This is a genomic window from Flavobacterium sp. (genome assembly GCF_027531905.1).
GTDB lineage: Bacteria > Bacteroidota > Bacteroidia > Flavobacteriales > Flavobacteriaceae > Flavobacterium.
Genome location: NZ_JAPZSU010000039.1, coordinates 22,984 through 37,465 on the forward strand (window position 1 = coordinate 22,984; position 14,482 = coordinate 37,465).

The window sequence follows — 14,482 nt, forward strand, 5'->3', positions numbered from 1 at the left end:
AAAAAAAACTAAGTACTAATCACTAAGAACTAAGAACTAAGGACTAAAGGACTAAGAACTAACAACTAAAAACTTAAATAGAAATACAAAATAAATGAGTTTATCCACCATAAGTATAAAAAGACCTGTGCTAACGATAGTTTTAAACCTAACTATCATTTTGTTTGGAGTGATTGGCTACAGTTTTTTGGGAGTACGAGAATTTCCATCTATAGATCCAGCTCAAGTATCGGTGAGAACGAATTATACTGGTGCCAATTCAGATATTATCGAATCTCAAATTACTGAACCTTTAGAAAAAGCCATAAACTCTATAGATGGGATTCGAAATGTTACTTCTTCAAGTATACAAGGAAGTAGTAACATTACTGTTGAATTTGATTTGAACAAAAATTTAGAGGAAGCCGCAAATGATGTTCGTGATAAGGTGTCTCAAGCCGTTCGTAGTTTACCTCAAGATATTGATGCTCCGCCAGTGGTTTCCAAAGCCGATGCTAATGGGGAATCCATTATTTCTATGACGGTACAAAGTGATTCTAGAAATGAATTAGAGTTAAGTGATTATGCAGAAAATGTAATTGCGCAACGTCTAGAAACTATTCCTGGCGTAAGTGGTGTGCAGATTTGGGGGCAAAAAAGATACGCCATGCGTCTGTGGATCGATCCTATAAAATTAGCGGCTTATGGTTGTACTGTGGCTGAGGTTCGTGCGGCACTTAACAAACAAAACGTAGAATTACCGTCAGGAAAATTGACAGGAAACAATACGGATTTGACCGTAAAAACAGTTGGAAACCTAACCAAACCTGAAGAATTCAACAACATCATCATTCGTAGTGAGGGCGATAGAATTGTCCGTTTTAGCGATATTGGCAATGCTGTTTTAGGGCCCGAAAATCTAGAAACTAGAATGAGTCAATCGGGACTTCCATTATTGGGTGTCGCCATCGTTCCGCTTCCTGGGGCCAATTATTTAGATATCTCCAAAGAGTTTTATAAAGTTTATAATTCCTTACAAAAAGATTTACCTAAGGATATCAAATTAAACATTGCGATTGACAGTACAATTTTTGTAAAAAAATCGGTGGTTGAGGTAGCCGAGACTCTTGGTATTTCAATCATTTTGGTAATTTTAATTATTTACTTGTTCTTTAGGGATTGGGCCATTGCCTTCCGTCCGTTGATTGATATTCCTGTTTCCTTGATTGCGACATTCTTTATTATGTGGCTTTTTGGATTTTCAATCAATGTATTGACTTTGTTGGCGATTGTTTTGGCCACAGGATTAGTAGTCGATGATGGAATTGTAGTCACTGAAAACATTTTTAAAAAGGTAGAAGAAGGAATGACACCTATCGAAGCTGCAATTAAAGGCTCTAATGAAATCTTTTTTGCCGTAATTTCGATTTCGATAACGTTAGCCGCAGTATTTCTTCCTGTAATATTTTTGGAAGGCTTTGTGGGGCGATTGTTTAGAGAATTTGGGGTAGTGATTGGTGCAGCAGTATTAATTTCAGCTTTTGTTTCTTTGACACTGACTCCTATGCTAAATGCTTATTTAATGAAAGGTGGCGTGCAAAAGAAATCCAAATTCTATTTGATGACCGAACCTTATTTTGAGAAATTGAATAGTAATTATGCTGATTCATTAAGACGTTTCATGAAAAAGAAATGGTTGAGTTTCCCAATTTTAATTGCTTGTTTCGGATTGATCTATTTATTTTTCTCACTATTAAAAAAAGAAACGGCTCCCTACGATGACCGAAGTTCAATTGTCATGTCTATGGCTACTCCAGAAGGCGCTTCTTATGAATATACGGATCGTTTTATGCAAGAAATCTCTAAAATTGTAGACGATTCCATTCCAGAGAAAAATGTTTCGCTTATCATAACATCTCCAGGTTTTGGAGCCTCTACGGTAAACAGTGGACGTGTGCGTATTGCATTGAACGCGCCCGAGGAAAGAAAGCGTTCACAAAAAGAAATTGCAGAACAATTAACCAAAATCACCAAACAATTTCCTGAAGCAAAAACTGCAGTGATTGAGCAACCTACAATTGCCGTAAATCGACGTGGAGGACTTCCCATTCAATACATTATTCAGGCACCAAATTTCAAAAAATTAGAAGAGAAAATTCCATTATTTATGGAAGAAGCCGCCAAAAATCCCACTTTTGCAATTACCGATGTGAATCTAAAATTCAACAAACCTGAGATTAATGTTACCATCGACAGAGAAAAAGCAGAAAGCTTAGGAATTTCGGTTTTGGATATTGCACAAACCTTGCAACTTTCGTTGAGCGGACAACGTTTTGGCTATTTTATGCAAAACGGAAAACAATACCAAGTCATTGGGCAATTCAACCAAGAAGACCGAACCAAACCGCTTGATATCACCTCTATGTTTGTCAAAAACAACAAAGGAGAATTAATTCAGATGGACAATGTGGTGACGATACAAGAACAAAGTAATCCACCGCAATTGTATCACAACAACCGTTATATGTCGGCCACTGTTTCGGCGGGATTAGCGCCAGGCAAAAGTTTAGGCGAAGGAATTGACGCTATGAACAGCATCAAAGCCAAAGTTTTGGACGATACTTTTACGACTGACTTAGGTGGAGAATCACGAGATTTTGTGGAAAGTAGTTCCAATACTACCTTTGCTTTTGGATTAGCTTTGATCTTGATCTTTTTGATTTTGGCAGCACAATTTGAAAGTTTTATCGATCCGTTTATAATCATTTTAACGGTTCCGATGGCGGTAGCTGGAGCGTTGTTTTCGTTGTGGTTATTCAATCAAACTTGGAATATTTTCAGTCAGATTGGCACCGTAATGTTAATTGGTTTGGTGACTAAAAATGGTATTTTAATCGTAGAATTTGCGAATCAATTACGAGAACAAGGCAAACCAAAATTAGAAGCGATTATGGAAGCTTCTGAAGCGCGTTTGCGTCCTATTTTGATGACAAGTATGGCGATTTCGTTAGGAGCTTTACCAATTGCTTTGTCACTTGGCGCAGCTTCTACGAGTAGAATTGGAATGGGAGTAGTGATTGTGGGCGGTACCATTTTTTCATTGGTGCTGACCTTGTTTATTATTCCAGCCTTGTATTTGATGTGGTCTAAAGCCAGAAAACATTATCCTGAATTTGATCATATTGAAGAATATGAAGCAGCATCGAAATAGTCTTTGATTCGTATTATGAAAAAGAGAAGTGTTATTTAGCACCGATTGCTTCGCCAGTTCGCTTGGCTCGTGTGCAGTGGCATCCTTTATTTATTTTTCTTTACAAAAAATAAAAAAAGTTATAGTGGATAACGGGAGGAATCGTGTTTTGAAAACAAATGTTGTGCTCCTCGAATTTGAAAATTAGAATTTAATTGGTAGTTGAAAATAAGAAATGAGAAAAAATATAATTGCGTTTTTGTTTTTGCTGGGTAGTGTTTTAGGAAATGCTCAAGAAGTTTTGACGATAAAAGATGCGGTGGCGATAGCTCTGGAAAACAACTTTGAGATTAAAATTGCGAACAATAACCTAAACATTGACAAGGTTAATTTGTCTGTGGGAAATGCAGGGATTTTGCCCAGAGTAACAGCATCGATAGTCGATAATAACCGAATTCAAAACAGTTCACAAACGCTACAATCTGGCCAAGTAAATTCGTTGAAAGACGCCAAAAATAACAGTTTGAATTATGGTGTGAGTTTGGATTGGACCATTTTTGATGGTTTACGAATGTTTGCGAGGTACGATCAATTGAAGGAATTGCAAAAATTAGGCGAGGCACGATTAAAGCAAACGATTTTGTTGAAAATTGCCGAAGTAAATGCAACATACTTTGATTTGGTGCAACAGCAACAACAATTAATTGCGATTGATAGCACCTTGATGATTTCATCGCAACGCCAACAATTGGCTGAAAACCGATTCAAAATTGGAAAAGCGTCAAAATTGGAAGTTTTGAATGCTCAAGTAGATTTGAATACCGATAAAGTGACGTTGTTACGACAAAAAGAATTGTACGCCAACACCAAGATTAAATTGAATCAAATTTTGGCAAGAGATGTTACAAAAGAGTTTACGGTTTTGAATGACATCAAAGTGGATAATTCTCTGGCATTACCAAAATTAATTGAACTTGCCAAACAACAAAATCCGCAATTGCAAACCCAAATTATTGCCAAAAATGTTTCGGAATTGCAACTCAAACAAGTCAAAGCGGCAAGATATCCGAGCGTAAGTTTGAATACCGGTTATAATTTTCAAGATACAGAATCGAGTTTAGGTTTTACCAGAAGTTCATCGGCTAGAGGATTAAATTACGGTTTTTCGGCAACTTTAAATGTTTTTGATGGTTTTGCCCAAAATAGAAATGAAAAAATAGCGAAACTCGAATTGGAGAATACAAAACTTGCTATTGAACAGCAATCGCAATTGTTGGAATCGCAACTGTCTACTTTTTATCAAACGTATTTGACCAATTTAGAATTGATTAATTTGGAGCAAAATAACGAAGCGATTGCCAAACAAAACCTTGCGATTACAATAGATAAGCTAAAAATAGGAACCATAACAACTATCGAATTCCGAGCCGCTCAATTGAATTATGTGAATGCAAGAGTTAGAAATAGCAATGCACAATACCAAGCGAAATTATCTGAAATTGCGCTAAAAGAATTGACGGGAAATATTGCGTATTAATTTTTCATTCTTAAAAAAATGACATCATACAACCCAAAAAATTGGATTCAATTTATATTTTTATTTAGTAAAGGAGATACCTTTAGAAAACTAGCGCCTATTATGTTTTTGATTGGTGCTTATTCGGCAGCAATAGGGTATTTAGAAATAGAATATTGGCATTTACCTGATGATAGCCATGTAAAAAACATTTCGATGATGCATAACTTGCTCGGTTTTGTCATTTCTTTACTTCTCGCCTACAGAACCAATACAGCCTATGATAGATGGTGGGAGGGACGAAAAATGTGGGGCGGTTTAGTAAATAGTAGTAGAAACCTAGCGATTAAATTGTCTGCTATTTTACAAGAAGATAAAGACAAAGTGTTTTTCAGAAAAATGATTCCTGGTTATGCTTCGGTTTTGCAAAAGCATCTCAATGACGAAGAAACAGCACTACAACTGTTTGATGATGTCGATTTAGAAATTGACCATCATAGGCACAGGCCCAATCAAATTGCTCAAATATTATTTCAAAAAATCAATGATTTATATCGAACAAACAAAATAACAGGAGAACAATTAATTATTCTGAATAATGAATTACAATCTTTTACTGATATTTGTGGCGCTTGCGAGCGAATAAAAAACACTCCTATTCCCTATTCTTACAGTGCTTTTATCAAAAAATTCATTTTTATTTATGTGCTTACTTTGCCTTTTGGTTACGTATTTAGCCTAGGGTACTATGTTGTTCCTGTAGTCGTTTTTATTTTTTATGTTTTGGCAAGTTTAGAATTAATTGCAGAAGAAATTGAAGATCCATTTGGTTCTGATGCGAATGATTTGCCAACAGCAAAAATTGCATCTAATATCAAAAAACACGTTGAAGAAATACTTTAATAGTAAGATGTTTACAGCATATTCTTTCTAAGTCCTAAAGAATCAAATCGTAAAAAAATAAAAAATGTTTCTCACTCCAAACAGCAATCCTTATATTTGCATCCTTATTAAAAAAACAAATGAAAATATCCTATAACTGGTTAAAACAATTCATTAAAATAGATTGGAATTCCGAAGAAACAGCAGCATTATTAACAGACTTAGGTCTTGAAGTAGAAACAGTTGACAAATACCAATCCGTTAAAGGCGGTTTAGAAGGTATCGTTGTGGGACATGTTTTGACTTGTGAACAGCATCCTGATGCCGATCGATTAAAAGTAACCACTGTAGATTTAGGCGATGGCGTTCCCGTTCAAATAGTTTGTGGCGCTAGTAATGTTGGTGCGGGTCAAAAAGTAGCTGTTGCCACTATCGGAACTGTATTATATGACAAAGAAGGGAATCCGTTTACCATAAAAAAAGGAAAAATACGCGGACAAGAAAGTCATGGTATGATTTGCGCTGAAGACGAATTAGGTCTAGGTGAAAGTCATGATGGAATTATGATTCTTGATGAAACTTTACTTCCTGGAACAAAGGCCGCCTCAGTTTTTAATATTGAAAATGACGAAGTGTTTGAAATTGGATTAACTCCAAATCGTGCAGACGCCATGAGCCATTTAGGAACCGCTCGTGACCTCAGGGCTGGTATGCTACAAAGTGGTGTTAATGTAGAATTAATCACACCATCGGTAACCAGTTTTAGAGTTGATAAAAGAACGTTAAAAATTGATGTTGATGTAAAAGAAAACAAATTAGCTCCTAGATATTGTGGCGTTACTATTTCAGGGATAACAGTAAAACCTTCCCCTGAATGGTTGCAAAATAGATTAAAAGCAATAGGAATAAATCCTAAAAACAATATTGTAGATGTCACAAATTATGTTTTACACGATTTAGGACAACCACTTCACGCATTTGACGCTAGCAAAATTAACGGAAAAATTCAGGTAAAAACTCTACCTACAGGAACCAAATTCACTACACTTGATGAAGTTGAAAGAACGTTACATGAAGAAGATGTAATGATCTGTGATGACAAAGGCCCAATGTGTATTGCTGGCGTATTTGGCGGCAAAAATTCTGGAGTTACTGAAAACACTACATCAATTTTTCTTGAAAGTGCCTACTTTAATCCTGTAAGCGTAAGAAAAACAGCCAAAAGACATCAATTAAACACCGATGCTTCTTTTCGTTTTGAAAGAGGTATCGATCCTACTATAACAGAATATGCCTTAAAAAGAGCCGCTTTGTTGATCCAAGAAGTAGGTGGTGGCGAAATTACTTCAGATATAGTTAATGTCTATCCAAAGAAAATAGAAGATTTCCCTGTCTTTTTAAATTTTAATAAAGTAGCCAAAATCATTGGACAGGAGCTACCAAAAGACACCATTAAACAAATTTTAGCATCGTTAGAAATCAAAGTTAATAGCGTTTCTGATGCAGGATTAGGCTTAACAATTCCTTCCTATCGAGTGGATGTCCAAAGAGAAATTGATGTAATCGAAGAAATCCTTCGTGTGTATGGTTACAACAACATTAGCTTTTCTAAAAAACTGAATGCGACTGTATTTAATGCTCCAAGAAACGAAGATTACAAAGTACAAAATACCGTTGCCTCGCAGTTAAACGCACAAGGTTTTCATGAAATGATGGCCAATTCTTTGACTACTGCTACTTATGCACAACTATCCGAAGTACTCAAAGAAGAACACAATGTTACCATGCTAAACCCTTTGAGTAGTGATTTAGCAACCATGCGTCAGTCACTATTGTTTTCTGGTTTAGAAGCTTTAGGCTACAATATCAACAGAAAAAATGCAGATCTAAAGTTATTTGAATTCGGAAAATCCTATCACAACTATCCTTCTGGATATGAAGAGAAAAAGCATTTGACTTTATTTCAGACTGGAAACAGCAATCAAGAAAGCTGGACACAAGCCTTACAACCTTCCAATTTCTTTTTATTTAAAGGATATGTTACGGCCATTTTAGACAAATTAGGTATTCAAAAAACGAACAGTTTTCCAGTACCTTCAGATGTGTTTTCAGAAGGCATAGCACTAGGTTTAGGTCAAGATACGCTAGTTGAATTTGGAGTAGTTAAAAAATCAATTCTAAAACACTTTGGAATTAAGCAAGAAGTATTTTATGCAGATTTTAATTGGGCACTAGTTTTAAAACTTGTTTCAAACAAAATTAAGTTTACCGATATTCCAAAATATCCTGAAGTACGAAGAGATTTGGCTTTATTACTAGATAATGAAGTTTCTTATGATGCAATATATAAAATTGCGCGTCAAACCGAGAAATCATTATTAAAAGAAGTTAATCTTTTTGATGTTTACCAAGGTACTAATTTACCCGAAGGCAAAAAATCATACGCCTTAAGCTTTACTATTCAAGACAACAATAAAACACTAGAAGATACACAAATAGACAAAATAATGTCTAAGCTCCAAAAGAATTTTGAAACAGAACTTGGAGCAGTTTTGAGATAAATTATTGAATTAATTACATACAAAATAAAATATTTTATATTTATTTTGTAGAAAGTAAGTCGGTAAAGATTAATTTCTTTACCGACTTTTTTATTGCATTGATTCAACCTTGAACCCGCATTATACCTTGTAATAAATCCGAATTATTCAATAAGGGCATGACTCTAGAACAATTTTTGAAAAAGAATCTTTCAAGAGAATCAATAGAGTATCGTCCTTTTTTAAAAAGATAACAATTAGCCTACTATTGGCCGACAATTGATAAAATAATTTTAAATTAACTTAACTGAAAAACCTCAAAACACTAGTAAATACATGCGCTTTGAGGTTTTATTTTTTTATTTAATTTAATGCTATTTAACTGATTTAGTCATTCATCGAAATCAAAAATTCTTCGTTGTTACGGGTTTTCTTAAATCGATCATTAATAAAATCCATCGCTTCAATAGGATTCATATCTGACAAGTATTTTCGCATAATCCACATTCTATGTAAGGTATTTTGATCTAGAAGTAAATCATCACGTCTTGTACTAGATGAAGTCAAATCAATTGCAGGAAAAATACGTTTGTTCGCAATTTTTCTATCCAATTGTAGTTCCATGTTACCTGTACCTTTGAATTCTTCAAAAATAACTTCATCCATTTTAGAACCAGTCTCGGTCAAAGCCGTAGCAATGATACTTAATGAACCACCATTTTCGACATTTCTAGCCGCTCCAAAAAAGCGTTTTGGTTTTTGTAAGGCATTCGCATCCACACCACCACTTAAGACTTTACCTGATGCAGGCTGAACAGTATTATAAGCTCTTGCTAAACGGGTAATTGAGTCTAACAACACTACTACATCATGACCACATTCTACTAATCGTTTAGCTTTTTCAAGAACAATATTAGCAATTTTCACGTGTTCTTGAGGCTCTCTATCAAAAGTAGAAGCAATCACCTCTCCTCTTACACTGCGTTGCATATCTGTAACCTCTTCAGGGCGTTCATCAATTAATAGAACTATCAAATACACTTCAGGATGGTTGGCAGCTATGGCATTAGCAATGTCCTTCAACAACATGGTTTTACCTGTTTTAGGCTGTGCAACGATCATTCCACGTTGTCCTTTCCCTATGGGTGAAAACAAATCGATAATTCGTGTAGAAATTGTACTTTGCTTTTCTGCCAATTTGAACTTTTCTGAAGGAAAAACTGGCGTTAGATGTTCAAAAGAAACTCTGTCGCGTACTACTTGTGGGTCATGTCCATTAATTTTTAAAACACGAACTAATGGAAAATATTTTTCGCCTTCTTTGGGTGGACGGACTACACCTTTTACAGTATCACCCGTTTTTAATCCAAACAAGCGAATTTGAGAAGTTGACAGATAAATATCATCTGGAGAAGCTAAATAATTATAATCTGAGGAGCGAAGAAAGCCATAACCATCAGGCATCATTTCTAATACGCCTTCGCTTTCAATAATGCCATCAAACTCAAAATCGGCATCTTTAAAATTATTTTTTTTGTTTTTAAAATTGGGGTTTGGATTGTTATTACCATTATTGCCATTCCCGTTGGGGTTAGGACTTTGATTAGGATTTCCGTTTTGTTTTTTAATCTGGTTAGGATTAATTTTTTTTACAGTTGCTGGATTCTCTAGTATTTGATTTGATTTATTTTCAACCGTTTCCTCATTTGCAATTGAAGGAATATTTAAAGGAATTTCAGCAGTTTCTTTAGCACTTTTACTTTCTTCTTTTTCCCTTTGTAGCGCCATTTTTTTCTCGTATGCCGCTTTATTAAACTTGACTACTTTATTTGTTTTTCTTTCTAAAACCGGTTCATCTTTTTGTTTTTCTTCAACAATTAAGTCTGAAGCATTTGGCGCTACCGTTTTGCTACTAGACGAAACAACTTGTGCTTCGGGCTCTTTTTGTTCAAATAACGTATTAGAATTATCTTCTGATTTTTTTGATTTTTTTACTGGTACAATTCGTGCTCGTTTGGTTTTTTCGCTTTCAATTGTCGCTTTGGAAGCACTGTTTTCAACCGTTTTGGAAGTTGCTTCTTGATGCTCTAAAATAAGGCCAATTAAAGTTTCTTTTTTTACACCATTAAACTTTATTGTTTTTGCTGTTTTAGCAATTTCTTGAAGCTCAGTAAGCTTCAATTCTTTTAATGCAGAAATATCAAACATGAATGTTCTATTAGATTATTTATTTTGGGAAACCGTGTGAAGAAATTGAATGGATTTTTTTTTCTTGAATCAACCGCAGGATGAAGTGCTTACGGATTTATATTGCAATAATACGAATAAAAATCAATCATACAATAGTATTTATAAAAAAGAAAATATATTTTTGCGTTAGAATATTAGTAACATGATACAGAGAATTCAGACTATCTATTTGTTTTTAGCCTTTTTGGTTACTTTGGTTGTACCCTTTGTTTTTCCATTATGGACAACAAATGACACAAAAGACTTTTATTTTATGCAAAACCCAATTTATGTAGCTCTTTTAGGATTAAACACTACGTTATCTTTGGTAAGCATTTTTTCATTTAAAAAGAGACAAAATCAATTTGTACTAGGCAGATTGAATATGATATTAAATTTAATTTTATTAGGATTGTTTGTATATCGTTCACTAAATTTATCTGGAGAAACCCCTTTGGTTTCTGAGAAAGGTATTGGGATGTTTGTGCCTGTCTTGGCTATCGTGTTATTAGTTTTAGCTAATAAAGCCATCAAGAAGGATGAAGATCTTGTAAAATCTGTGGACAGATTGAGATAAACCTATAAACTTAGTTTATTTGTGCGAAGGAAACCCGAATTTAAATTCGGGTTTTTTTATTGAAAAATACTGCTTGTTTTTAATTAAAAATAATACATTTGGAAACAGCAATACCTACTATATGCAAACAATTAATATTCATTTGGCTGACGACCATCAAATACTTATTGACGGAATTAAAACCCTTTTAAATACCGTTCCAGGATTTTCTATCGTTGGTACTTCATTAAACGGAACCTGTATTTACGAAGAAGTCATTGAAAACAATGCTGATGTATTAGTTTTAGACATTAGTATGCCTGAAAAAGATGGCATACAGGTATTAAAAGAATTTACTAAAAAAGGATTCCCTTGCAAAGTAATTATTTTATCAAGCTATGATGATTTAAAAATCGTAAAAGAGGTTATGAAACTTGGTGCTAGTGGTTATCTTACCAAGCAGTGTGCAAGCGAAAGTATCATAGAAGCTATTCAGGTAATTACTATGGGACAGGAATATTTCTGTAAAACTGTTCAGAATAAAATCTTTAATACGGCAACAAAAAACAATCCAAAACTAAAGGCGATACCAAAAGCAATTCCGGCAACATTGACTGAAAGAGAATTAGAAATCATTATATTAATTTCACTTGAGTATAGTGGAAAAGAAATCAGTGAACAATTATTCATCAGTACTAATACGGTTGAAACCCACCGTAAAAATATTATGAAAAAAATTAAAGCCAAAAACACCATAAGCATTGTGAAATATGCCTTAAAACACAAATTGATTAAGCCTTAAAAACAGAAAAAGGATTTAAAAATAAATCCTTTTTCAAATAAAAATTTAAAGAACAACAACTTGAGCTGCTACCTTACCCTTTCTTGCTTCTTCCTCACCCAAATCATCTGCATTAATTCCTTTTTGTATAGAATCTCCTTTAATTTTTGTCTGTTCTGCAGGCAATATATCTTCATCATTTGTACATGATGTTAAAACTGAAGCCATAGAAATAAAACAAATTGTAGTTAAAAAAAACTTTTTCATTATTTTTACTTTTTTAAATTAAACAGAACAATAGTACTAATTTTATATTAAAATTTAAAAAAAATCATGAAATATATTTTAATTTATTGGTTTATTATAATTCCGTTTATAGTGTTTTCACAAAATAATAAAAAAGTTGATAGCATAAATAGTAATAACACTAGCATATTACTCAACAAAGCGATTGAAAACTGGAAAAATGACCGTTATGAAACTTCTTTAAAGCAAGCTAATTTAGCACTTAAACAAGCTTTACTTTATAAAAACAATTACTTGATTGCCAAATCATACAATACTATTGGAGTTAATTTTGATGACCTTTTTATGCTTGACAAAGCTTTTTTTTATTACGAAAAGAGCTTAAAACATGCGAACAAAACAACTGACGACACTTTAAAAGGAAAAATTTACAACAATTTGGCCAACATTTATTTTTTTGAGAAAAAGGATTTCAAAAAAGGCATAGAGTATTATAAAAAATCATTAGTTCACACCAAAAAAATTGCTGATACAACTAAAATATTCTTAAGAAAACTAAATATCACTTGGGCTTATTTTCAAGAAAATCAATACAAAACTGCTAAGCCTTATCTTGATTATTTGAATAAACACAAAAGCAAATTTGCTGATGAATCCACTTTAATCATATTAAATATGCTAAATGGCTTGTATGCAGAATACAAGAATGATCCCATAAAAGCAGATGTTTTTTATAAAAAAGCAATTCAGTACGGTGAAAAAAGTAACGAAAAATTTGATTTATCCATAACTTACAACAAGTACTCCTTATTCTTAGCCAAAATCAAAAAATTTGAAGAAGCCTATAAGTATAGCAAAAAGTATGAGGATTTAAACAACCAAATTCAAAACGATAGTAAAATTAAAACCGCAAAAAACATAGGAATTAATTTAGAAGTTGAAGAAAACAAAAGAGAAATAAATAAAATATCCAACACCTACAAGTCAAAGGAAACTTATTGGATCGAGCAACAATCGCGTAACAAAAAAATTGTGATTTTGGTGCTTACGCTTTCGCTCTTAGTATTCGTAATTTTTTACGCTTTTTCCCAAAACGAAAAATTAAAACAATACAATAGATTAAAAGAAATCCAAAGCAAAGTACAACAAAACGTAATCAATGCCACTATAGATGGACAAGAGTCCGAACGCAAAAAAATTGCCGCTTTTCTGCATGATAACATCAGTGCCTTACTTTCATCTGCTGGAATGCATCTCAATGTATTTAGTGCAATGAATCAAAATCAATCTGACGAAATCATAAAAACAAAATACATTCTAGAAGAAGCTCATCATAAAGTAAGAGATTTGTCACATGAATTGATGCCTTCACTTTTAGTCCGATTTGGTCTATTATATGCCTTGGATGATTTGTGCGAAAAAAACTCTAACTCGAAAATTAAATTTGATTATCACAACACCATCGAGACACACACTCGATTTGAAGAAGCTTTCGAGATGAAACTATTTTTTATTGTTTCTGAGTTATTAAACAATATACTAAAACACAGTGGAGCCAATAGGGCAAAACTAGAAACAAGCCTTGAAAACAATCAACTATTCGTCAAAATAAAAGACAACGGAAAAGGATTTGACGACCTTCAACAAAACAGTACAGACGGCTACGGCATCAACAGAATCAAAGCACGAATTAACAACATGAAAGGAGAGTTCGTAATCAAGTCCAGAAAAAATCAAGGTACAACCATAAAACTTAATGTTCCTGTTGAATAATTATTTTTTCATTTCTACAATCTCCAAGTCTTTAATTTTATCACCCTCAATCACAAAGCGCAGCAGTGTACGCACCTGATGAAAACCACTTTTTCCGGCAGCGCCAGGATTCATGTGCAACAAATTATTTTTCTTATCAAACTGAACTTTCAAAATATGAGAGTGCCCACAAATAAATAATTTAGGCGGATTCGTCGCCATTTCATCTCTAACAGCAGGATTGTATTTCCCAGGATAACCGCCAATATGTGTAATCCAAACCGAAACTTGCTCACACACAAACCGATTGTGTAACGGAAATTCAACTCTAGCTTCATTCCCATCAATATTACCATACACTGCTCGCAAAGGCTTGTGTTTTTTTAGCGTATCGGTCACATTCAAATCTCCAATATCTCCTGCATGCCAAACTTCATCAGCCCAATCAACATGTTTCAAAATCGCCTCATCGATGTGGCTGTGCGTATCCGAAAGCAAAAGAATTCTGGTCATACTATGAAAAATTAAAATAAAAGACAGCAAAAATAAGCGCTTCTCTCCCATTCTAGCCAAAATTTGAAGTTCTTTTTTTTGGAGCCAAACAAAAGACAAAAAATAAACATGGGTTCCCGCTGTCCTTCCTATCTTTTTTTTATACCTGTCAGGTTTTAAAAACCTGACAGGTATAAAAAAAAGGATATTCCCTCCCATCAGGGCTAGCATCAAACATTCGGCATTTATTCAGGCAATTACAAAAATGATATAAAAACAAAAAAATCACTCTAAAGATTGTAAATTTGCAGCCAATAAA

The 14,482-nt window shown here is 33.7% G+C and carries 10 protein-coding genes; 7 read left to right on the forward strand and 3 right to left on the reverse strand.

What is annotated here, in order from left to right; translation table 11 throughout:
- Positions 1-94 precede the first annotated feature (94 nt).
- The 4 genes from O9307_RS10400 to pheT all read left to right on the forward strand — a co-directional run bounded on the left by O9307_RS10400 (position 95) and on the right by pheT (position 8,128).
- A complete protein-coding gene (locus O9307_RS10400; protein ID WP_298298731.1) occupies positions 95-3,190 on the forward strand; it encodes an efflux RND transporter permease subunit in 3,096 nt (1,031 codons plus the stop codon).
- A gap of 214 nt (positions 3,191-3,404) precedes the next feature.
- Positions 3,405-4,706 (forward strand): TolC family protein, encoded by a 1,302-nt coding sequence (locus O9307_RS10405; RefSeq protein WP_298298734.1) that lies wholly within the window; start codon positions 3,405-3,407, stop codon positions 4,704-4,706.
- An 18-nt stretch (positions 4,707-4,724) separates the two neighbouring features.
- Positions 4,725-5,588 carry a bestrophin family ion channel gene (locus tag O9307_RS10410; protein ID WP_298298737.1) on the forward strand — a complete coding sequence of 288 codons (864 nt, stop codon included), beginning with the start codon at positions 4,725-4,727 and terminating at the stop codon, positions 5,586-5,588.
- Between the two features lie 119 nt (positions 5,589-5,707).
- Positions 5,708-8,128 carry a phenylalanine--tRNA ligase subunit beta gene (pheT, locus tag O9307_RS10415; protein ID WP_298298740.1) on the forward strand — a complete coding sequence of 807 codons (2,421 nt, stop codon included), beginning with the start codon at positions 5,708-5,710 and terminating at the stop codon, positions 8,126-8,128.
- A 366-nt stretch (positions 8,129-8,494) separates the two neighbouring features.
- Here pheT and rho read toward each other — a convergent pair whose 3' ends face one another.
- The gene (gene rho / locus O9307_RS10420; RefSeq protein WP_298298742.1) at positions 8,495-10,315 is read right to left on the reverse strand and encodes a transcription termination factor Rho; all 1,821 of its coding nucleotides are present in this window, start codon (positions 10,313-10,315) and stop codon (positions 8,495-8,497) included.
- A 184-nt stretch (positions 10,316-10,499) separates the two neighbouring features.
- Here rho and O9307_RS10425 point away from each other — a divergent pair, with 184 nt between their 5' ends.
- Both O9307_RS10425 and O9307_RS10430 read left to right on the forward strand, forming a co-directional pair.
- Positions 10,500-10,913, forward strand: a complete 414-nt coding sequence (locus O9307_RS10425; RefSeq protein WP_298298745.1) for a DUF4293 domain-containing protein — start codon at positions 10,500-10,502, stop codon at positions 10,911-10,913.
- 121 nt (positions 10,914-11,034) lie between these two features.
- The gene (locus tag O9307_RS10430; protein WP_298298748.1) at positions 11,035-11,694 is read left to right on the forward strand and encodes a response regulator transcription factor; all 660 of its coding nucleotides are present in this window, start codon (positions 11,035-11,037) and stop codon (positions 11,692-11,694) included.
- A 45-nt stretch (positions 11,695-11,739) separates the two neighbouring features.
- Here the strand turns inward: O9307_RS10430 and O9307_RS10435 are convergent, their stop codons facing one another.
- A complete protein-coding gene (locus O9307_RS10435; RefSeq protein ID WP_298298751.1) occupies positions 11,740-11,940 on the reverse strand; it encodes a hypothetical protein in 201 nt (66 codons plus the stop codon).
- A gap of 66 nt (positions 11,941-12,006) precedes the next feature.
- Between O9307_RS10435 and O9307_RS10440 the strand changes: the two genes are divergently transcribed.
- Entirely contained in the window at positions 12,007-13,692 is a 1,686-nt protein-coding gene (locus O9307_RS10440; protein ID WP_298298754.1) for an ATP-binding protein, read from the forward strand.
- On the opposite strand, the gene O9307_RS10445 is transcribed toward O9307_RS10440, so the two are convergent.
- A complete protein-coding gene (locus O9307_RS10445) occupies positions 13,693-14,184 on the reverse strand; it encodes a metallophosphoesterase family protein (RefSeq protein ID WP_298298757.1) in 492 nt (163 codons plus the stop codon).
- Positions 14,185-14,482 lie beyond the last annotated feature (298 nt).

Excerpts from the sequence above, each read along its gene's own strand:
- O9307_RS10400 (WP_298298731.1), top strand. The coding sequence starts at position 95 with ATGAGTTTATCCACCATAAGTATAAAAAGACCTGTGCTAACGATAGTT.
- O9307_RS10405 (WP_298298734.1), top strand. The coding sequence starts at position 3,405 with ATGAGAAAAAATATAATTGCGTTTTTGTTTTTGCTGGGTAGTGTTTTA.
- O9307_RS10410 (WP_298298737.1), top strand. The coding sequence starts at position 4,725 with ATGACATCATACAACCCAAAAAATTGGATTCAATTTATATTTTTATTT.
- pheT (WP_298298740.1), top strand. The coding sequence starts at position 5,708 with ATGAAAATATCCTATAACTGGTTAAAACAATTCATTAAAATAGATTGG.
- rho (WP_298298742.1), bottom strand. The coding sequence starts at position 10,315 with ATGTTTGATATTTCTGCATTAAAAGAATTGAAGCTTACTGAGCTTCAA.
- O9307_RS10425 (WP_298298745.1), top strand. The coding sequence starts at position 10,500 with ATGATACAGAGAATTCAGACTATCTATTTGTTTTTAGCCTTTTTGGTT.
- O9307_RS10430 (WP_298298748.1), top strand. The coding sequence starts at position 11,035 with ATGCAAACAATTAATATTCATTTGGCTGACGACCATCAAATACTTATT.
- O9307_RS10435 (WP_298298751.1), bottom strand. The coding sequence starts at position 11,940 with ATGAAAAAGTTTTTTTTAACTACAATTTGTTTTATTTCTATGGCTTCA.
- O9307_RS10440 (WP_298298754.1), top strand. The coding sequence starts at position 12,007 with ATGAAATATATTTTAATTTATTGGTTTATTATAATTCCGTTTATAGTG.
- O9307_RS10445 (WP_298298757.1), bottom strand. The coding sequence starts at position 14,184 with ATGACCAGAATTCTTTTGCTTTCGGATACGCACAGCCACATCGATGAG.